Source organism: Acinetobacter sp. PK01, assembly GCF_022819285.1.
Lineage (GTDB): Bacteria > Pseudomonadota > Gammaproteobacteria > Pseudomonadales > Moraxellaceae > Acinetobacter > Acinetobacter tandoii.
Genome location: NZ_CP094643.1, coordinates 733,555 through 753,239 on the forward strand (window position 1 = coordinate 733,555; position 19,685 = coordinate 753,239).

The following is a 19,685-nucleotide window of genomic DNA, read 5'->3' on the forward strand; positions in this document are numbered from 1 at the left end:
AATTTTTTAACTATATAGCTCTACTGCTGATATGTGTTAAATTTTTCGTAAATTGACTTCCAATTATTATTTTCACCAAAAGCTTTAAGATCATAGAAAATCGGTGCTAAATCATGAGCATGACCATAGCTGAAATATCTTAATAAAGCAGTCTCTTCAATAAGTTTTTTCCATTCAGGACTGAGAATTCCATACCAAAAAATAATTGCTGCTTCTTCAGGGTATAGCGATGAAGCTATTAAATTAATATAAATTTCAATATCGATTTCCTGATCAATACTAATGTTCCGATTCAAATCTTTAATGGTCATTAATAAGTTATCTGTTAAATTTAATATTGGTGAAATTTGATAAAATCTTTGTGATTCAAAACAGAAAAATAAATGTCGCATAAAAAGTATATTTGTTTTTTTTGTTTGTTTAACTCTATTAATTTTGGTACATAATTGAGCTTCAATTTGTTCAAGGTAAACCCTAAAGGCATTAATGCCTACTACTGAATTTTTTGTTGTATATTCATATTGATGAGTACTTAAATTTGCGTTAAGGTCTGTGTACACTTCTAAATTTTTTAACCTAAATCTTCTTTCTTCCATTAGTGCATAAAATTGATGGTAAAAATTTTGTTTGATGGCTTCAATATGCTGAAAACTAGTTAATTCATATTGGTTTTTTAAAATAGAAGTTTGTTTTTTTAATTGTATCTCTTGATCCGTAAGAGCTTTTTTCTGACCAGAAAGTTCTTTACGTGTTTGTCTTAACTCAAGAAGTTGAATAAAAATAGAAATAATTAAGCCTGAAAAAGCAAAGCCAGTAAACAATGTGTTTAATGAGCCATAGCTGTCTCCAAATGTCCCATATTTACTTCCAGTTTCTTCAAATTTGCTCATAGGCTCAGGAGAACTTTGAGGAGTGAGTAATCCTTCAATAGTCCACACTAATTGGGTACTTACTTCCTTAGAAGCTAATTGAGTATCTCTATCAATCAAGATATCAGGATATTTATTCCAATAATAATAAATAACCCCAAATATAGGTATTACTAGTATGGGAAAAACAAAGCGAATTTTTTCATACCATTTTCGTTCGTCAGGTGAAAACTGTAAATCAATATGGAATTTTATATAGCCAAATAATAAGACGATAGTGCCTATTAAAATGATGATAGAAAGATACATTCTCTAAAATTTTTATAAAGTATTGACCCGCGTATAGTATCTAAGCTACTCTAAAAAAACCACCTACATCGTGGTCGAGTTTGGTCGCTCGTTTAGAAACATATGGTAGACAACCGCTACTAGCGGATTTTTTTTGTCTATAATTCGGTACACCCGTTGTTATGGTGGATCGGATGGGGAGGCTAACGCCTGCCGTTTTACCTGTGTTTCACGGTCGACCAACCCCGTTCGGTCTGCCACCCTAGTTTGGTCGCTGGGATGGCATAACAAACCAAACACAGGTATTCCGACATGAATAAAAAAACTAAGGCACAGTTATGCCTAGATGAAATCTGCTATCAACGTCTAACTTCTCCAGACTTTGCACAAAAACTAAGTTTTAAATCACGCATCATCCATTGGGTGAAAGGCGGTGCAAAATGAATGCACTCGACCTAAGCCAAGCTGTCTTTATTCAAGATCAACAAATCAAAACCGATAGTCTTAAAGTTGCTGATGCGTTTGGTAAGAATCATAGAGATGTGTTGCGTAAAATTGAAAAGCTAAAATGTGACTCTAATACAACTGAGCGCAATATTGCGCTCAGTGAAGATAACGCGCTCACATTTGAGCTGGTTGAATTTACTCAGCACAATTTTGTGACGAGTGAATATATTGATTCAACTGGCCGTCTACTTCCTAAGTATGAAATGACCAAAGACGGTTGGATGTTCTTGGTCATGGGCTTTACTGGAGAGAAAGCCGCACAAATCAAAATCGCATTTATCAATGCATTTAATGCCATGGCAACGCTACTCCAAAACCAACAACTCATCGAGCAGCAGGGCATACAAGTCGGCACAAAAGTACGCCTAAACTCAGGCAGTCCAGAACTTACCGTAAACCAACTCATGACCAATGCCGAAGGCATACTCGACCAAGTCGAAGTCACATGGTTTAGCAACCGACTGCACAAAACCACACTGTCTATACATGCAGTCGTCCCAGTGGTCGCTCGGAACAATGCAGTGCTGCAACACTTTTGGGAAGCCATCCACAAGTACGGTTTACATCTACTCAACCATAGCCACAAGCCAGACCACATCGCACTGAACCTACCACAAGTCTGCACAGCCATCCACGGACTACCAGACAGCAAAGCACTCATACAGGAACTTGTAGCCAGTACTTATCCATACCCGCACTACATACAACACGGTCATGCCGTGCGTAGTGTGATAGATGACAAAACCCATCGCTGTATAGTGTTCAAGCAAACCGCAGTACAGTTGGGAGGTGCAGCATGATTCCACATCTTAAAGCAGGCAACCCACCAGCAGACTTAGAAGACCTATTGGAAACAGTAGGCGACTCCATAGAAAAGCTGGAGCTGTTCATCTCTGCCATGTCCCGCATGCACTATGACGATGGCATTCCAAGTGACGAGTTCAACGCCATCATGTGCAGCCTTCACCTCCAAGTCCACGAGATCCAACAGCAACTCGCAGCAAAACCATGAACCCAACCATCCTACGAATGTGCAGCCACCTGCACATTCAGGATTCACACGGGCGGTTGACCCCCCACGTCACCTGCGGGCTTTTTGTCTCGGAATCACTTTAAAATTTCGGGACAAAAAGCTCTCCCCAACGCCTTATATAGACTGGGCTTGGCACAGAAAAAACAGAGGAAAGGGCAGTTCTGCAAAAATCCCGTCAAATCTGCAAAACCCTGCACTCAAGAAAAACTGACCATAAGACAGCAAGGGAAAAGTAGGGGAATCTAAGGGTCAAAACGACTTTCCCGAATTCTGTAACCCCGTCTAAATAACGCTAAATTCACGATTTTATTAACGTATAAACAATGACTTACACGGTTACTCAAGGTGAGTAACTTAGCGAAACCCCAAGCCTTTAAAATTAAGTAAATTATTGATAATAAATAATATATTTTGAAACCGAGGGTTACAGTAAAACACCGTAACTCGTTACAGAATCGTCACGCAATCGTTACAGTATCTCTAAGGGTAATATTTATATTTATTTCAATATATTAAGTACTACTTTTAAAAATCGTTACTCTAGTTACAGCTTTTGAACCATACCCAAAAGTTAAGAATTATTTTAAGATTTGCCTAAAATTGTCTTTTTAATGATCAATCATCATTTATGGGACTTTATTTAATTGTCTATATATCGCGAAAATTCCCCAAATTTTCCCCAGCCTGATATAAGCCATTATTTTTAAATAAGATGTGCTGAATTTGACATCGTAGAGGTCTCCAGTTCGAGTCTGGATATGCCTACCAAATATAGCTGTTAATTCAGCAACTTAAAGCCCACTTCAAAAGTGGGCTTTTTGTTTTCGGGGAACTTTCGGGGTATTTTCGGGGAATGAAATATTTTCCTACTGTTAATAACTCGCCCATTTAAATTTAAAAACGATGACTAACGGTAGCTAAGTAAATAGCTACTTGGACATCTCTTCTTATTTCATCTGGACATTTTTTTCTTTTTTAGGGTTAAATGAGACTACACAAAGCCGTGGAACATTGTTTAATAAGCAATCATGGAACATGATAAACTATTCAAAAATACCAATACATTTGAATTGGGATTTATCAAACCAATTAACACACTGAATTATATGAAATAGAAAATGAATTGCATTTAACGCGCATTATGTTAATTTTAGAAAAATTTTAAAATCATAATTAAAAATCTATGAATAAATCATTAACTAAAAATATACATTACGGCCATCTCATAGAAGATGAGGAAAAAATGAGTCCAAGAAAGTTGCATTGTGATAAACAAGGATAATAGATGAAATTAGCACATAAAATTATGCTTGGCGGAATGTCGATATTACTGATTTATTTGTTGTTCAAACTAATTGTTTGGCAATATGAGGCATACAATGAAAGACGAGGTTTCTGTACCGCAGAAGGAAAATATCTGACAGAAGAAGAAAAATTACAAAATCTAAAAGTAGATCTAATTGTCGCTCTTTTAGAAGATTGGAGTAAAAATTATGACGATAATTGGGATGCCAATTTATATATTTCTAAATATGATTTAAATGATGAAGAAAAAATCATAGAGTTGATGGCAAAATCAGATATAAACAAATCATTAGAAGAAAATTTCGGATTTATTGCTATTGGGTCAATGCCAGAATATTTTGCTCGGGATCAATTAATACATTGTAGGTTTGGTAAGGGGAATTGTGGAAAAAGTCTATATAATTTTGATAGAACAATAATGCATAGCCTTTTCAATGAAGATAATAAAATTGATATTACATATTTAAAAAATTTACCTAAAGATTATTCGTTTGTGACAGATTGGGGAAGGGGCTCTACTAATCTTCAAATTTACCCCCTATCAAGCGTTCAAAAAATAGAAAATAAACTTTATAAATTAAGATCTTATGATATATATAAGTTTTGTTGTGACCGCGATTTTATTGATAAACTTATTAAGTACAATAATGTCCCAATTTCTAGAAAAAACAGAGACAAGACAGAAAATGAGGGTGCTTATAATCAAGAAGAGCTAGACTTACGCTTAGACCAAGTAGATGGTGAAATAATAGATGATTTTTATATTTTAGACTTATATAAAGATAGAAATCTAGCTTTAGATCACCCTAACCAAGTACAAAAATTTGGATTATTCTGGAGTGCAGGAGCACTAAGAAAACCAGCATATGCTAATAAATATAGAAAAATATTCGTCACTGCATGTGGCATGATTGCTGAAACTGAATAAAGTTAAATATTAGATTCTAAGACGAAAGACAACAGCGATTAATTTAGATAAGAAATGAGATAGGATAAGATAGCGTCTTGTTTCCAGATCGACCAAAGTCAAAGTTACACAATGAACTAACTAAACCAGTCAAGATTTTATGCATTATCTTTAAGTAGGTAATTTTTTATAATAAAAAATTATACTTTCTGCCATTTAACATAAGGCGATTATACAAATTTTTAAATTGGGTTAAATCTACCAAAGCTGATGATCCATGAAATGAAAGCATCAGCTTATTGGTATGACTAACGGTAGCTAATCCGCTCTGGTTTTGGCGCTTCATGACCTTCTAAATAGTGATCCGTCATTTTCACATTTGCATGTCCAGCCAGTGCCTGCGCGTACTTCTTCCCATACTTTTGCGTAATGTTATAAATTCCCAAGGCACGTAAGTCATGCAGTGATGGACGTTGGTTTGGTTCCAAATGATCATACGCACCAGACAAGTCCCGATACTTCTTAAACTGCTTGGTAATGTGATCTTCCGTTACTGCAAAAGGATGCAGTTTCGCATTACGGATTTGCTCGTTAATGCGTTCTGGTCGAGTTGCAATCAGGTAAGGGCAGCGCAGCTTCATAGAATGCTCTACACACTGCAGCACAACTTCTCTTAACTCTGGATGCATGTCCACTTCAATAAACACAGGCTTGTCGTAATTCAGCGATTTATGCTGCAGTACGGTCATAGTGTTGTCTTTAATGTTAATGCTTGAACGTTCCATTACCACCAGATCAGCACGCCGTTGAATAGAATGCAGTGCAAGATCTATTGCCAGTTTTAACCAGGGCGGACAAACCGACTTTACTAATTCAATTGACTCGTTGGAGTGACGAGTACGCAGCTTTTCAGGTCGTATTGGTTTTAAAGTTTTCTCGGCAATATTATCTGGTGCCCAGCCGTTGGCCACTAAATATTTCCAGATATCGATAAGCTGTGAACGGTGCTTTTCTGCCTGAAAGTCTGTTTGCTTTTTCAGGTATTCTGAAATCATGAGCAGGGTAATATCGGTACAGTAAAGATGCCCCCACATGTCCTGATATTTCCCAATATTCGCCGTGACATTCACCAAGGTATTTTTGGCAAGTTTCTTCTTGGGTAAATGTAGCTTTTCATATTCACCCAAGGCTTGGCCAAAGTTGGGAACACTACTTTGTTTATGTGCTTTTTCTACTGAAGATAGAATTTTAGACACAATGTCTGGGTTACGCTCAAGCACTGTATTGAGTGCCTGAGCTGCCTTAATGGCTTCATTACGGTCTTTACCCAGTGACTTACGCTGTCCGTTTGGTAGTAGGTAGCGAAAGTACATAGTGCCATTGGGCTTTTTGTCGACTTCGACATGGGGAGGTAAGTCCAAGTTCCCCGATTTACGACCTTGAGGAGCCATATTAAATCTCCGCTAATATTCGGTCTGCAATAGAGTTACCCGTTTTAGGTGGAGACTCTAGTTCCACCTTAGGCACATCATCTGAATAGTACAAAGGCGCACCCCAAGATGTGCATTCGACATACCATTGTTTACCAATTTTTTTACCACTGAGCCAACCACGTTTTATATGGCTGACCAATGTGTCGCGTTTTGGGCGGGATGCTTCGTCTTGCCAATAGCGTTCAGCAAATACGCTGAGCTTGAGGCGTTGGATATTAGATGTCATTTGGAGTTTCCTCCTTGAAGTTTTCCAGCTTCATGAAAGTAAACCAGTGTGTATTTGCACGTTTACCACTGATATGACCAAATATTGGCTTTTGATCGGTTAGATTTAAAATCTCACTTACTTTAATTTGTGTTTCATTCCACTTAAAAATCAGAACTCCACCAGTTGCTAATACACGAAAGCATTCCTCAAAACCTTTTCTTAAGTCGTCGCGCCAATTTTCATGGAGTTTTCCATACTTCAAAGCCAACCAACTTAATGGACCTGCCTTAATTAAATGTGGCGGGTCAAATACAACTAGATTAAATTGGCCATCAGTAAAAGGCATTTCACGGAAATCCATTTTTATATCTGGTGATACTTCAAGTGTTCTACCATCACATAGAATATGAGATTCAGTACGTATATCGCCAAAAACTACATTGGAATTTTGGCGGTCAAAGTACATCATGCGGGAACCGCAACAAGGGTCTAAGACTTTAGCTTTCATAACTTTAACTTCCAACAGATATTAAAATGGCAGTGATAACTAACCAGCATACGAAAGCTAGACCTAGGAAAAGAGCAAAGTCACGTAAGTTCGCCCAAATGATTGAGCGAAGCGCAGGTCGCAGTTCTACTGTAGTAGGGTGTTGGAAAAGGATAGGTGTCGTTTGACTGGATATAGGCTTTTGTTTCATACTTATCTCGCATTAAGTTGTAAAAGCACCCATGAGTTCGAAGGCAGGGGTGCTTTTTTGTTGTTTACGAAATTAATATTACCAAAAAGGTAATTTTATGCAATAATTAAATAATATTTTTGGCAATATTTATAATGAATCGCGCTTTAAATTATTTAAATATTTTTTATTAGCTGCTCGATGTCAGTGGAAAAAACATATATGATATATGTTGTTGTGAGGTGTACTTTAAATGCAAATTGAAGCTGTAGATTTATTTTGTGGTGTTGGCGGGTTGACAGCGGGTTTGATCAAATCTGGTATTGTTGTCAAAGCAGGCTATGACATTGCTAACGAATGTAAATTCGCATACGAAACAAATAATAAAGCACAGTTTGTTCATAAAGATGTTGCTGAGGTAACAGCAGAAGAGATTAAATCGTGGTACTCAGAATCTGCAATTCGCCTTTTGGCAGGATGCGCACCATGTCAACCATTTTCTACTTACAATCAAGGTAAGGACACAACTAAAGATAAAAAATGGCCTTTGCTGTACCATTTTTCTCGTTTGATTAAAGAAGTAAACCCAGAATTAGTAACAATGGAAAATGTTCCTGAAGTTATTCGTCATAAAGTTTATCAAGATTTTATTGATGAACTTGAGAGTTTAGGGTATCAAGTTTTTGCTAAAGAAGTGGTCTGTGTAGATTATGGAATCCCACAGACAAGAAAACGTCATGTCGTTCTTGCATCGCGAATCGGAAAAATTGAACTGATACCACCTACGCATCAAAAACCGATCACGGTAAAAGAAACAATTGGTAGTCTTGAGCCAATTTGCGCAGGTGTACGTGTAAATAAAGATCCATTACATATTTCTGCTACTTTGTCCGAATTGAATATGAAACGTATTCAATATTCAAAACCAGGTGGTACTTGGAGAGATTGGCCTGAAGAGCTAAGAGCTGAATGCCATAAAAGAAATTCAGGACAAACTTATCCTTCTGTATACGGGCGTATGGAATGGGATAAACCAGCTCCAACTATGACTACATTATGTTATGGATATGGTAATGGTCGATTCGGTCATCCTGAGCAAGACAGAGGTATATCTTTAAGAGAAGCCGCATTAATACAAACATTTCCTCAAAATTATCAATTTACCGAGACTCCTAAACAGATAAGTTTCAAGGCTGTTGGTCGAATGATTGGTAATGCGGTTCCAGTAAGATTAGGTGAAGTTATAGGTTTGAGTATTTTACAGTCATAAATATTTCTTTTGATTAAGAAAATTATTAAGACCATTAAATACAGCAAGCATTAAATTTCTAGCATCTTTATATTTGCTACTCATTGATAGAATGGGAATTTGTTGACCACATTGTTCAAATGATAATGAGCCATGAGCTAATTCATTTCTTTTAACTTTGATTTCCCTAATTGTATTAGGCGAATATAAGCCATTTTTTCCATCTACAGGAAAAGATTCAAAGCCATATTTTTTTTCAATCTTACGTAGCACATCGACATCAAGATTCCCACTTAGTAGGTCTTTTTTGTTGTAACCATGTTTCATGATAATAGGTCTTAAATCGATATTATTTGTAACCAATTCATCGATAGATTTTTCACCTAAACCATTTTTAAGATTGTTATAAATAATACGTTTAATCTTGGTTGATACTGTTTGTATATCAATACTCTCACTTTCTAATGTTAAGTGAATTGCATCTAACGCATTACACATTGAGGATTCAAGTAAATTATAAATTAGAAGGTATGTAGAGGCGCGGATAGTCTTTTGCACCTCACGGGTAATGGGTGTATTTTCCCAAAAGCTATCTTTATTTTTAGATAAAAGATGATTGTCACTGCCACTATCTAATTTATCTAAAAATGCGATATATCTTTCTATTTCATCACATTTATCTTGAAATTCTAAATAAGCATCAAATAAATGAGTGTTATTAATCTGTATAGAGCTCATTCGTTTCGAAACCTAATAACTTATTTTGAACAAACTCAATTCGAGCTTTTACCTTAGGTTTTGAATTACTTGCATCAGAACGCATCATTGTTAAAAATGGTTCTTGATAAGCCCAAGATGTATCAACCTCATCAGCAAATCGCAAATTAGGATTGACTGATAGTGCTAATGATGTTCCGACAGCAGTAGCTTCAAATCGAATTCGTGAAACATTTGAAGTATTTTTTGCTTTTCTAAACTGAAAACTAAAATTTAATTTAATGAAATCTAACATTTCAAAAAACATTTGCTCAAGCTTCTTTTCTTCAGCATCAGAAAAGGATTTAGTTTTCAAATCAAGATAATCATCTAGGAAGTCTCGGACGCTTTTCTCAAAATTTAAGTAGTTTTCTCGATAAGCAAAAAACCTTAAAACATATTCAGCTCTTTCTCTACGAGTTTCCTTTTTGGATTGCATTGGCGTAAGTTCGACAAATCGCGTATCACTTGCTAATCTACGTAAAAATTCAATAAATTTCCCACTCTCAGTACCGAGACGTTTTTCCATTTCAGTAAGTGGGCTACCACCAGAATTTAATCTATCGAACATTAACCTACGCCCGTCCTCATTAATATTTTTTAATTCAATTAGGCGGACAGTTGTGCGATTAAAACGACGTTGTCTTGCAGGAGGCAAATCAGAATATCTTCCACCTTCGAGAGATGGAAGACGTTCCAAATTACAGAGTTTCAATTTATTTTTTCTAAACTGATGGATGGTTCTAGTACGTTGGGCTCCATCAATAATTTCTATTCGCCCATCAGATTCTTCGAGTTCATTATCATCAACATCAGCAACAAAAATATATGGAATTGGTAAGCCAATTAATAATGACTCAATAAATAAAGATTTTTGCTTATCAGACCATACATCATCTCGTTGGTATTCAGGTATAAAAATGTCTGAATTACCATCAGGATTAGGATTAAATTGCTGAACTAGAAAATCGACTGTATATTCACGAATATCAAAATCGAAATCTTTCTGATTTTTTTTAATTTCATCTTCAATTAATGTTTGATCAAAAGAAGAAAATAGATCTGTTTGAAATAATTCTACATCTTTCATTTTAATGATTCCTTAAACATCTCTATATAACCCAACAACTTTTCCAACAAGTTTGCATCCTTCACGAAGTTCCATGATTTTTCCAAGCCATTTGGGGTTTAAAGGTTCTAAATACATACCATTGCTTTCTACTATCAATTTTTTGAAAGTAGCTTCTGTTTCACCGTCGCAAGCAACGATAACTAAATCCCCTGTTTTTAAATCACTTATTTGAAAATCAGGATTTACATAAATTTTATCGCCAGGGCGGAAGTCTGGGAGCATTGACTCACCTGATACTTCTAGTCCGTAACCGTGTTTTCCACACTTTGGGTTTGGTGGTAACCATTCTTCAAACTGTGTACCCGCAGGCACAGCTTCAACAGTTGTCCAAGCACCAGCTTGAACCCAAGAAATAACAGGAACAAATTCACCTTTCATAGGGATTGGTTCAGAGACATTTCCATCAGTTATATTTTGCTCATCATGTGGTAGGTCTAACCAACCATGTGGCTTATCGAAAGCTACCTCAATTTCACGGGCTACTTTATTGCCAATACCTTTGATTGGGTTCGTACCTGCAAATTGGCTAGTCTGAGATTGTCCTTTCCCAATTTTGTCAGCAAAACTAGACACGCCGCCAACTTGATCAACAAGTAAGCGAGTGTTTTTGTATCTGATTGATTTGCTGTCCATATATTTCCTTTAATTTTCTGTGACAAGTCACATTTGATAATTGTAGTTTCATCACCAAAAAGGTAAACAAGAAAAAAGATTGTATTTACATTACCTAAAAGGTAATATTTCGATTGATACGAGAGGATCAATCAATGAATTTCCGAGATTTCATACTTCAGCAAAGCCCAAATGAATTAGAACAATATGCAAAAGATGCAGGAACAACAGTTGGTTATATAAAAACTCATTTATTTTATGGGTATAAAGAGCCTCGTAAAAATCTACGCAAAGCCTTGTCTACAGCGAGTAAAGGAAAAGTTTCTGAAGCTGAAATACATCAACATTTTGGTTTATATCCTGCATTAGTTGACAACAACCAAAATGGTAATAAATCAACCATCTAATAAACACGTTCAAAGGAACCCGTTATGAACATATTAGATGCTGCTTACCACACTGTGCACGACTACAAAGGTGGAGCAAATGCACTCGCACCTCGCATGGGTATCAAAAGTCCCGCCGTGCTCAATAGCAAAGTCAATCCAAATACAGACACCCATCACTTAACGTTGCTGGAAGCATCCAAGTTGATGACGCTGACCAACGACTACCGAATTCTACAAAGCCTAAATGCCGTACACGGCAAGGTCGCTATAGATCTGCCCGATATACCAGAAAACCGAGATACAGCACTCACAGATTTAGTGCTGAGCTTTGGCATGAAAGGCGGAAACGTCTACACGCTGTTTAAAGAAATGATGGCAGACGGACGCATCACACGCGGGGAAGCCATAGACATGTCTAAGGTCATTCACCGACTACACGAAATACTTGCCGAACTGGACGCACAAATACACCAGTGCGTAGATGACGAATAAGAGGTAACCCATATGAGTTTAGATGCAACGATTTGGGCTTGGAGAGCGGAAGTAGACAGTTCTACACAACGCCTCATATTACTTTCACTGGCAGACCGTGCAGGGGAAGACCACAAATGCTACCCAAGCATTATGCGAATGGTTAAAGACACCAAGATGAACCGCAAAACCATCATCAAAGTTTTAGACGACCTAGAGAAAAAAGCCCTGATTAAATTTACAGGTATGATCGTCGGCAACGGCGTAAAAGTTTACCAATTGCTGGGTGTGGTTGGTCGGGAAGATGAATCAACCAGTACCAAAAAGGGGACTAGTGGTAAAAACGGAACTAGTTCCAATTTCGGTACAGGTTCCAATATTGGGACTAGTACCGAAAACGGCACTGGAACCAGTCCCGAAAACGGTACCGAGACCAGTACCGAAATTGGGACACAGAATCTCCCAAGGAATCTTCCAATAGAATCTAAAAACAAAAAAGATTGGCTTTGCTTCAAAAAACTTCGAGAAGAAATTTCTTTGGCCGATGACAGCATCGATCCAAAAACCATCCTGACAGCGAAATGGGCGGAACGGGAAAAACGAGCATTCGAGATTTACAACCAAGACAAATCCCTTTGCGATGAACTCATGAACTTCCACTTTGCAGATTGGTTGCTAAACGCCTATCGAAGCAAGTATTCCCAAGACACCAAAGCTGGGTACAGTAAAACACCTGCAGCGAATAACCCAAAGCATCTGACTGAAAAACAGATAGCCACTTTCGCACAGAAACTTGCTCACCATCCTGAGTTTTCAGGCAAGTACAGCGAACCAGGTGAGTCCTTTGAAAAACTCGCAGCACGTATCGCCGTAAAACTCGAAGATCCAACCCAAGCCAAAAAATGGGAGTCCTACCTGAAACAGGTTGGCTTCAGTGGCAACTTGCGGGAGGCAGCATGATTCCACACGGCGCAACACACATTGAAAACGATGGAACCTTTTGGAATTGCACCAACGGCGTTTGGACTTACTGGAGTGATGTCTTTGGATGGTGCGGATACATCGGGGCAGTCAATCAGATGTTCTTAGACAACAAAAGCGAATTGGGGACGATGTACGCATGAAAATAATGATTGGGATTGATACAGGGGTGAATACAGGCTTCGCCGTTGCAGCAGACCGAGGCAATGGCGGTGAGCTAGAACAGGTAGAGTCTTTATCCATTACACAGGCAATGCTGAAAGTACAAAAGCAAGTACAGACATGGGGAATCCAAAACGTTTGCTTGTATATAGAAGATGCTCGGCAACGTACTTGGTTTACGGGTGGCCGTGAAAAGGCACAGGGCGTTGGATCTGTTAAACGTGATGCACAGATATGGGAAGACTGGTGTAAAGAGCAGGGTTATCTTCACAAGATGATTCACCCACAGAACAACAGTACCAAATATAAAGCGGACACCTTTAAAAGAATTACCGGTTGGCTTGGTCGAACCAATGAACACGCGCGAGATGCAGCTATGTTAGTCCACCGCCGTTTTGCGAGATTTTAAGGGGGAAGCATGGAGAATATTTTAGATTTAAAAGGGGATTTGCGATCAGTTGCCGAAGTCATTGGACGGCAGAAAGCATTATATCTGGTGAGCCAATGTCCGAAATATAAAACAGAAAAAAGAACAGGTGTTGGTCAGCTCTTTTTATATGTACCACAAGCTACCCGTTTAAAGATGGATCATAACCTTGTGACCATACTAGGGTATGAAGATGCTCAGAAATTGTGTCTGGTCTTTGGGGGTGAGTTGTTGGTGTTGTCTCAGTGTAAACACATTCTGATAAAAAACCGTAATGCAGGAATCAAATCCATGCTTGAGCAGGGCTTTAGAGTAGATGAAATTGCCCAGTATTTTAATTTATCGACTCGGACGGTGCAGATCACGGCGTATAGCTAGAGTCTATGGTTTATCGAAGTTGATTTGTGAAAAACTGAAAAAATGATGCTTATTTAGGCATGTCTGAATATTAAGATGAAGCTTTTAGAAATAAGGGCTTTTTTGATTTAACTAATTGATGTAGCTTAGTAAAAAGTATGTTTTTAGAAAGAATAAAATGCCGAATGATTTTCAAGAATATGTAGCACTATTTTCTAACATCTGCACTATTTTAGCTTTTATACTCGCTCTAATTCTATTCATCAAGTGGAAAAGACAGCACGATTATTCTTTTATAAGAGATCATCTCTTCGATCTGGAGAAGAGTTTTTTTGAAGCTCATGTATTACATTTAACAGTTATGGTTAAATATTGTTCATTTCGTATCTTTGAACTACAGAATGAAAATAGTAGCAAGATAGAAATTGAAGAAAAAAAATATCAAGAGTCTTATGATCAATTTAAAAACAAATATTGGAGCTATCAGACAAATTATAATTTGCTTTTAAACATGGACAGGAATTCTGAATTTTTTATTAATCCACTTAGATTAAGTTTAATAAATTCTGATTTAGACTATAAATTTAATGAATTTAAGTTATCAGTTGATAATAAAACTGATATAGACGATCTAAAAGAATATTTAAGTGATGAAGTTGAAAAATTAAGAAAGTCTGCTGTTGAAATACTTGTTTATATGGGTGACATTAGAAAAGATTTATAAGGATTAGGTGTGTTTATTAAATAATGAGAATTTAGTGATTCAAGCACGAAATTTATAAAAAAGTTGGCGTAAGTGTCTAAGTTGAGCTTTGATTATACCTTTGAAAAACCATTTGATCACTGATTTACCTGTAAAACTAGACCACCTTCAGGTGGTTTTTTTATTGTATGAAGTCATGTTGCTGAGTTGATTATGTGAAAAAGTGAATAATGAAATTGCCCTGTATATAGAACAACAATACGCAATATATTCACAAATCTAGAGACCAATAAGAATGTCATTTCCAGACTGGTTAGCAGCTGCAATGAAATATTTGAGCGAACTTCAATATTTTGTTGCAGGAATGATGGGGGCAGCCGTGGCAACTCGATACAACAAAGAACAGCTTAAAACACCCAAAGACTACGCCGTGTTTTTACTGTCAGGTGCATTTACTGCACATTACCTAACTCTGTTGATTATGTACTTTACCAAGCTTGCACCAGAACATGCTGGTGGTATTGGCTTTCTAACAGGTGCTCTAGGCGGTTTGATGTTCCAAGAGCTATTCCAATGGGTGAAGTTAGGAGCTTGGAAAGAGGTCGGCTTTTTTAATTACTTGCTAGACATGTTTAAAGACTGGTTAAGCAAAGGGCGTAAGAAATGACAGACTTCACATCAAACATCACGCGGCTATTACGTGGGGAAGAAGGCGAAGTCCTTACTGAATATAAAGATCATTTGGGCTATTCGACTATTGGTGTCGGTCGTTTAATTGATGCACGCAAGGGCGGTGGCATCACTGCAGAAGAATCAGCCTATCTACTCAGCAATGACATTCAAAAGAAACTGAGTGAGCTTGAACGTAAATTGCCATGGGTCAAGGAGCTTGATGAAGCCCGCCGTGGTGTATTGCTGTCTATGGCATTCCAAATGGGAACAGATGGATTGCTTGGCTTTAAGAATACGCTAGAGATGGTACGTACTGGTCGCTACACAGATGCGGCTAAAGGCATGCTCAACTCACTCTGGGCAAAGCAGACACCACAACGAGCCAAGCGCCACTCAGAGCAAATGCGTACAGGCAAATGGGTGATTAAGAATGGATTTTAAAGTGAGAAAAATCATTTCTGTAGGTACTTTCTGGGGGGTACTGCTTGCGGGGGCAAAGACCTCGCAGGATTTCATATCTGCGTGAATTTTAAAATCACAACAAACTACTATATCTCAATATAAATTTGGGCTGGAAAATGGGTTGGTATGGCGGATGCTAAAAAGGGTCAGATCGTAAACAGGACGGGGCTTTCAGACGTTTTTGGAGTTGCCTTAACTACGATTGATTCTTGGGTTCGTCAGGACTGTCCAGTTGTAGTCCGAGGGCGTGGAAAAGGGCAAGAATGGCAGTTTAATACAGCGCATATTGCCAAGTGGTTACAAGATAAGGCAGCCGATGAAGCTACAGGTGAAATCCCTGATGACATTAATCTTTTAAAAATAAGAAAAGCCAAAGCAGAAACAGAATTGGCTGAGTTAGAGTTGGCGGAAAAGAAGGGTGAAGTTGCCTTGATCGCTGAATTTGAACGTGCTCAATCTATTGTTTTCGGGACCATCCGTTCAAACATGATGAATATTCCACAGCGCGCAGTCCTACAATTACTCGGTGAAACGGATGCGCGTGTTTTTAAGGAAAAGCTCAAAGCTGAAATCGTACTTGCTTTAGAGTCAGCGGCAGATGCTGAATTGGAGGAGGATGAAGATGTCTGATTTATCCATATTCAGCAATTTCTATTCAGTGATTGATGCATTGAAGCGTTCAATGTCTCATCTTGTTCCACCTCCAGAAATTAAGCCCAGTGAATGGGCAGAGAAAAATATCAAGATTCCTGTGGGTAATGCGATACCAGGTCCCATCAATTTTGATAACGCACCCTATCAACGAGGCATGATTGATGCCATCAAAGAATATGGTGTACGCCGTATTACCTATATGACAGGGGCACAGCTGGGTAAAACCACCATTCAGCAATGTGCTACGGGTTATTTTATTGCACATGAACCCAAGTCACAGATCTTTGTGCAACCGACTCAAGGTGATGTTCAGACCTTTCTAGAAACCAAGCTTCGCCCGATGATTGAAGCGAATAAATCCATTGCACAGAAGATGGCCAAGCCACGTAGCCGTGATGGTGTGAATAATAGCCGCATGATTTCCTATATTGGTGGCTGGCTGATGTTTTCATGGGCAGGATCGCCTAAGACTTTACGGTCAAGATCTGCGCCCATCACCCACGCGGACGAAATTGATGGGATGCAGGCAACGGCAGAGGGTGATCCAATTGAATTGTTAGCCCAGCGTTCCGCAACCTTTGGTGATCAAGCCTTAAGAACTGAATCCAGTACCCCGACTATTAAGGGAGCTAGCCGAGTTGAATCTGCATATTTCTCTGGTGATCGTCGTCGCTATTATGTGCCATGTCCTAAATGTGGCGAAGCCCAATACTTAAAATGGGAAAATGTTTGGTGGGATGGTCGTCGGTCTACCAATATTCAAGATGCGCGTGAAGATGTTGATCAACAACATTTAACGGAGACAGCAGGGTATCGCTGTGAATGTTGCAATGAGGTGTGGTCGGATGGTGAACGGATTGCTGCCATTCGTAATGCGGAAAAACTAGGGCATGGTTGGAAAGCTGAAAAACCTTTTAAGGGTCATGCAAGTTTTCATGCACCAGAAATGTTGTCTACCTTTCGTAAGATGTCGGATATTGTCCAATCCTACTTAGATAAGTTAGCACTGGATGATTTACAAGTCTTTGTGAATGTCTCCTTAGGGGAAACCTTTGAAGAAAATGCAGATAAGGTAGATTCTGAGTCTTTACAAGCCCGAGCAGAAGAATACAAGGCAACTGTACCTATGGGTGGAGTGTATCTCACTTGCGGTATCGATATGCAGATGGATCGGCTAGAGCTTGAGATTGTTGCATGGGGTGTCGGTGAGGAAAGTTGGTCCATTGATTACCGTGTGCTCTGGGGTGATCCACTCGGTGATGAAGTTTGGCAGGACTTAGATGATGTTTTAGAAGAAACATATATGCATGAGTCTAGTGCACAACTCAGTATTTCTTCAGCATGTTTAGATACAGGTGGGACCAATGGTTATACTCAAGCGGCTTATGAGTATGTAAAGAGCCGTCGAAATAGAAAGTTGTTTGCGATTAAAGGGCGTGGTGGTTGGGGATTGCCAATTGTGCAAAGTCCACAGCGGAAACAGTCAGGTAAGGACAAACGTAAAATTGATCTATTTATTGTGGGAACCGATGAAGCCAAATTGGTAGTTTCGCGCCGTTTAACCTTGGACAAAGGTGGACCAGGTTATTGTCATTTTCCAATTCAACGTGAGACTGAATGGTATAAGCAAATTACTGCGGAAAAATTGGTACTGAGATATATCAAAGGTCAGCCGATACGTGAATGGCATAAGCCAGACCGTGCGCGGAACGAGGGCTTGGACTGTCGTGTTTATGCGTTGGCAGCTTTAAAAATTATGCAGCCGAACCTCAAGCGGATTACTGAGCGTTTGCAGCAGCAAGATGTTGATGCACCAAAAGAACAAGAGATTAAACCAAGCAATGCAGCCAAAGTAGTAGTGAGGAAGAAGGTTAGTTCTATTGTGGAAACAATGACTACAGTAGTGAAAAAGAAAAAAGTGTTTGGGAATAAAAAAAGCGCATAAAGCGCTTTTAGTCATTATTTAATTGGTTTCTTATTTGCATAAAACCTTCTTTCAGTAGGCTCATACCTAATTCATTATTAATAGTTGAAGGTTGTGCAACATGAAAAGTTTCGGTGCTCGCGCTAAAATTTCTTCCGACAGCAACATCACTAGTTAAAAAAGCTTTTGTTTGGTGTAACTCTTGTTGAACACCAGTTAATTGCGTTTTTAGAGTATGAGACATAGGATGAATTTCCAAGTTGTGAATTTCTTCTTTACGAATGCTACAGTATTTAACTTCACCATCAGTGTATTTGTCGTGTTTTATTGCTTCTAATACAGCAACAACAGCATTCGGACATTCTTGTATTATATTACTAGTATATTGACTTCCGCTACCGATAACAGTCGGGATTTGGGTAATATTTTCACTGTGAATCACATTTCATCCTACAGTTTTTGAAATTTTTAAACAAGCACCATTTACATAAACTATTGAAATAAAATCGCGTTCAGTTCTGTCTAAAATCGTTTGTGGTATACCAAAATTGTCCGTTTTACCCTGAATAAAATCAACAAGCATATTGCAAAAATCTGCCATGCAAGTAAGACAACCGGCCATTCCAATTACAATATGACCAATTCTTTTTACTTTTCGAAAAGGAATACTTAAATTTACAACGCCATGTTGATCCGTAAAAGCTATATCAGAAGCTATAAAATGTGTGTCATAAGCAGTGGTAGTCACTTAATTTTTTATCCTAATGCAAGTGTTTTAGAATTTTGTTATAAATTTTTAACATAGTCAACTACTTAGGTGGTGTGAAAAACTGAATAATGAAAAAAACATGCTGATTTCAGAAGATAGCCTTATTCGGCACACTTCGGTCATCATCATTCATGAGTTGCATTCGATTTCCAAAACAAATTACTGCAGGTCTCACCTTTAATTTTCGGGTGAATCTGACGGCTTATCCTGCCTCCAGTGGTTGGTCACTGGTTGCCTATTTACGTGGTGAATCTGTCATTGATCTACAGTCACAGGCAGATGGCAACCAACACGTTTTTAATATCTCCGCTGAAACTACAAAAAACTATACCGCAGGGCATTACGGCTATTCACTTCGCGCAATCAATACATTTGGCACAGTGGATGAGCTTGAATCAGGTGTGGTCGAGATTAAAGCAGACCTTGCCTTTCTATCGGGATCTTCCGACCTAAGAAGCCATGCCCAAAAAACCTTATCTGCTTTGGAAGCTGTGATTGAAGGTCGCGCCAGTCTAGACCAAGAACGTTATCGCATTAATAACCGTGAGCTTTATCGTACACCTATGGAAACGCTGATTAAATTGCGTAACCAGTACCGTGCTGAAGTTTCGCAGGAACGTGCCAAAGCTTCAGGTAAAAGTCCGTTTGGTCAGGTTATACGGGTCAAATTGAGGTAAT

Annotated in this window: 25 protein-coding genes; 16 read left to right on the forward strand and 9 right to left on the reverse strand. The window is 38.3% G+C overall.

The window, feature by feature from the left end; genetic code table 11:
- Positions 1-20 precede the first annotated feature (20 nt).
- The gene (locus tag MP622_RS03500; protein ID WP_243792523.1) at positions 21-1,178 is read right to left on the reverse strand and encodes a hypothetical protein; all 1,158 of its coding nucleotides are present in this window, start codon (positions 1,176-1,178) and stop codon (positions 21-23) included.
- Between the two features lie 291 nt (positions 1,179-1,469).
- Here MP622_RS03500 and MP622_RS17375 point away from each other — a divergent pair, with 291 nt between their 5' ends.
- The 4 genes from MP622_RS17375 to MP622_RS03515 all read left to right on the forward strand — a co-directional run bounded on the left by MP622_RS17375 (position 1,470) and on the right by MP622_RS03515 (position 4,930).
- Positions 1,470-1,601 (forward strand): hypothetical protein, encoded by a 132-nt coding sequence (locus MP622_RS17375; protein WP_279577667.1) that lies wholly within the window; start codon positions 1,470-1,472, stop codon positions 1,599-1,601.
- Complete coding sequence (locus MP622_RS03505) at positions 1,598-2,464, forward strand: Rha family transcriptional regulator (protein WP_243792525.1); 867 nt, start codon at positions 1,598-1,600, stop codon at positions 2,462-2,464. Before MP622_RS17375 ends, MP622_RS03505 begins: the two co-directional genes overlap by 4 nt.
- Entirely contained in the window at positions 2,461-2,676 is a 216-nt protein-coding gene (locus MP622_RS03510; protein ID WP_243792527.1) for a hypothetical protein, read from the forward strand. Before MP622_RS03505 ends, MP622_RS03510 begins: the two co-directional genes overlap by 4 nt.
- 1,306 nt (positions 2,677-3,982) lie before the next feature.
- Positions 3,983-4,930, forward strand: a complete 948-nt coding sequence (locus MP622_RS03515) for a hypothetical protein (RefSeq protein ID WP_104441810.1) — start codon at positions 3,983-3,985, stop codon at positions 4,928-4,930.
- 287 nt (positions 4,931-5,217) lie between these two features.
- Here the strand turns inward: MP622_RS03515 and MP622_RS03520 are convergent, their stop codons facing one another.
- Genes MP622_RS03520 through MP622_RS03530 form a run of 3 tightly spaced genes read right to left on the reverse strand, consistent with a single transcriptional unit; the run spans position 5,218 to position 7,118 of the window.
- A complete protein-coding gene (locus tag MP622_RS03520) occupies positions 5,218-6,360 on the reverse strand; it encodes a tyrosine-type recombinase/integrase (RefSeq protein WP_243792529.1) in 1,143 nt (380 codons plus the stop codon).
- Between the two features lies 1 nt (position 6,361).
- Positions 6,362-6,628 carry a hypothetical protein gene (locus MP622_RS03525; RefSeq protein WP_243792532.1) on the reverse strand — a complete coding sequence of 89 codons (267 nt, stop codon included), beginning with the start codon at positions 6,626-6,628 and terminating at the stop codon, positions 6,362-6,364.
- Positions 6,618-7,118: a class I SAM-dependent methyltransferase gene (locus MP622_RS03530; protein ID WP_243792534.1), complete on the reverse strand. Its 501-nt coding sequence runs from the start codon at positions 7,116-7,118 to the stop codon at positions 6,618-6,620. Before MP622_RS03530 ends, MP622_RS03525 begins: the two co-directional genes overlap by 11 nt.
- A 422-nt stretch (positions 7,119-7,540) precedes the next feature.
- Here MP622_RS03530 and MP622_RS03535 point away from each other — a divergent pair, with 422 nt between their 5' ends.
- Entirely contained in the window at positions 7,541-8,557 is a 1,017-nt protein-coding gene (locus tag MP622_RS03535) for a DNA cytosine methyltransferase (RefSeq protein ID WP_243792536.1), read from the forward strand.
- Here the strand turns inward: MP622_RS03535 and MP622_RS03540 are convergent.
- From MP622_RS03540 to MP622_RS03550, 3 genes are read right to left on the reverse strand one after another with little or no spacing between them, the layout of a single operon-like run.
- Positions 8,552-9,274 carry an MAE_28990/MAE_18760 family HEPN-like nuclease gene (locus MP622_RS03540; protein WP_243792538.1) on the reverse strand — a complete coding sequence of 241 codons (723 nt, stop codon included), beginning with the start codon at positions 9,272-9,274 and terminating at the stop codon, positions 8,552-8,554. The two genes, MP622_RS03535 and MP622_RS03540, sit on opposite strands and share 6 nt — an antisense overlap.
- On the reverse strand, positions 9,255-10,382 hold the full coding sequence (locus MP622_RS03545; RefSeq protein ID WP_243792540.1) for a DUF262 domain-containing protein: 1,128 nt from the start codon (positions 10,380-10,382) through the stop codon (positions 9,255-9,257). Before MP622_RS03545 ends, MP622_RS03540 begins: the two co-directional genes overlap by 20 nt.
- 12 nt (positions 10,383-10,394) lie before the next feature.
- A complete protein-coding gene (locus tag MP622_RS03550) occupies positions 10,395-11,057 on the reverse strand; it encodes a S24 family peptidase (protein ID WP_243792541.1) in 663 nt (220 codons plus the stop codon).
- 134 nt (positions 11,058-11,191) lie between these two features.
- On the opposite strand from MP622_RS03550, the gene MP622_RS03555 reads away from it, so the two are divergent.
- The 10 genes from MP622_RS03555 to MP622_RS03600 all read left to right on the forward strand — a co-directional run bounded on the left by MP622_RS03555 (position 11,192) and on the right by MP622_RS03600 (position 18,259).
- Positions 11,192-11,443, forward strand: coding sequence for a hypothetical protein (locus MP622_RS03555; protein ID WP_243792543.1), 252 nt, complete (start codon positions 11,192-11,194; stop codon positions 11,441-11,443).
- Between the two features lie 24 nt (positions 11,444-11,467).
- Positions 11,468-11,917, forward strand: a complete 450-nt coding sequence (locus MP622_RS03560) for a phage regulatory CII family protein (protein ID WP_243792545.1) — start codon at positions 11,468-11,470, stop codon at positions 11,915-11,917.
- A gap of 12 nt (positions 11,918-11,929) precedes the next feature.
- The gene (locus MP622_RS03565; RefSeq protein WP_243792547.1) at positions 11,930-12,856 is read left to right on the forward strand and encodes a helix-turn-helix domain-containing protein; all 927 of its coding nucleotides are present in this window, start codon (positions 11,930-11,932) and stop codon (positions 12,854-12,856) included.
- A 160-nt stretch (positions 12,857-13,016) separates the two neighbouring features.
- Positions 13,017-13,448 carry a hypothetical protein gene (locus tag MP622_RS03570; protein WP_243792549.1) on the forward strand — a complete coding sequence of 144 codons (432 nt, stop codon included), beginning with the start codon at positions 13,017-13,019 and terminating at the stop codon, positions 13,446-13,448.
- A 9-nt stretch (positions 13,449-13,457) separates the two neighbouring features.
- Positions 13,458-13,844, forward strand: a complete 387-nt coding sequence (locus MP622_RS03575) for a hypothetical protein (RefSeq protein ID WP_243792551.1) — start codon at positions 13,458-13,460, stop codon at positions 13,842-13,844.
- 157 nt (positions 13,845-14,001) lie between these two features.
- Positions 14,002-14,547 (forward strand): hypothetical protein, encoded by a 546-nt coding sequence (locus MP622_RS03580; RefSeq protein WP_243792552.1) that lies wholly within the window; start codon positions 14,002-14,004, stop codon positions 14,545-14,547.
- Positions 14,548-14,821: 274 nt separating this feature from the next.
- Positions 14,822-15,193 carry a hypothetical protein gene (locus MP622_RS03585; RefSeq protein WP_243792554.1) on the forward strand — a complete coding sequence of 124 codons (372 nt, stop codon included), beginning with the start codon at positions 14,822-14,824 and terminating at the stop codon, positions 15,191-15,193.
- Positions 15,190-15,639 carry a glycoside hydrolase family protein gene (locus tag MP622_RS03590; RefSeq protein WP_243792556.1) on the forward strand — a complete coding sequence of 150 codons (450 nt, stop codon included), beginning with the start codon at positions 15,190-15,192 and terminating at the stop codon, positions 15,637-15,639. The genes MP622_RS03585 and MP622_RS03590 overlap by 4 nt, the downstream gene beginning before the upstream one ends.
- Positions 15,640-15,786: 147 nt before the next feature.
- Positions 15,787-16,290: a terminase small subunit gene (locus tag MP622_RS03595; RefSeq protein WP_243792557.1), complete on the forward strand. Its 504-nt coding sequence runs from the start codon at positions 15,787-15,789 to the stop codon at positions 16,288-16,290.
- On the forward strand, positions 16,283-18,259 hold the full coding sequence (locus MP622_RS03600) for a phage terminase large subunit family protein (RefSeq protein WP_243792559.1): 1,977 nt from the start codon (positions 16,283-16,285) through the stop codon (positions 18,257-18,259). Before MP622_RS03595 ends, MP622_RS03600 begins: the two co-directional genes overlap by 8 nt.
- Positions 18,260-18,266: 7 nt before the next feature.
- On the opposite strand, the gene MP622_RS03605 is transcribed toward MP622_RS03600, so the two are convergent.
- Together MP622_RS03605 and MP622_RS03610 are read right to left on the reverse strand one after the other, a co-directional pair.
- Complete coding sequence (locus MP622_RS03605; protein WP_243792561.1) at positions 18,267-18,680, reverse strand: hypothetical protein; 414 nt, start codon at positions 18,678-18,680, stop codon at positions 18,267-18,269.
- A 3-nt stretch (positions 18,681-18,683) separates the two neighbouring features.
- Complete coding sequence (locus MP622_RS03610; protein ID WP_243792563.1) at positions 18,684-18,986, reverse strand: hypothetical protein; 303 nt, start codon at positions 18,984-18,986, stop codon at positions 18,684-18,686.
- Positions 18,987-19,138: 152 nt separating this feature from the next.
- On the opposite strand from MP622_RS03610, the gene MP622_RS03615 reads away from it, so the two are divergent.
- Positions 19,139-19,684 (forward strand): hypothetical protein, encoded by a 546-nt coding sequence (locus MP622_RS03615; RefSeq protein ID WP_243792565.1) that lies wholly within the window; start codon positions 19,139-19,141, stop codon positions 19,682-19,684.
- Position 19,685 lies beyond the last annotated feature (1 nt).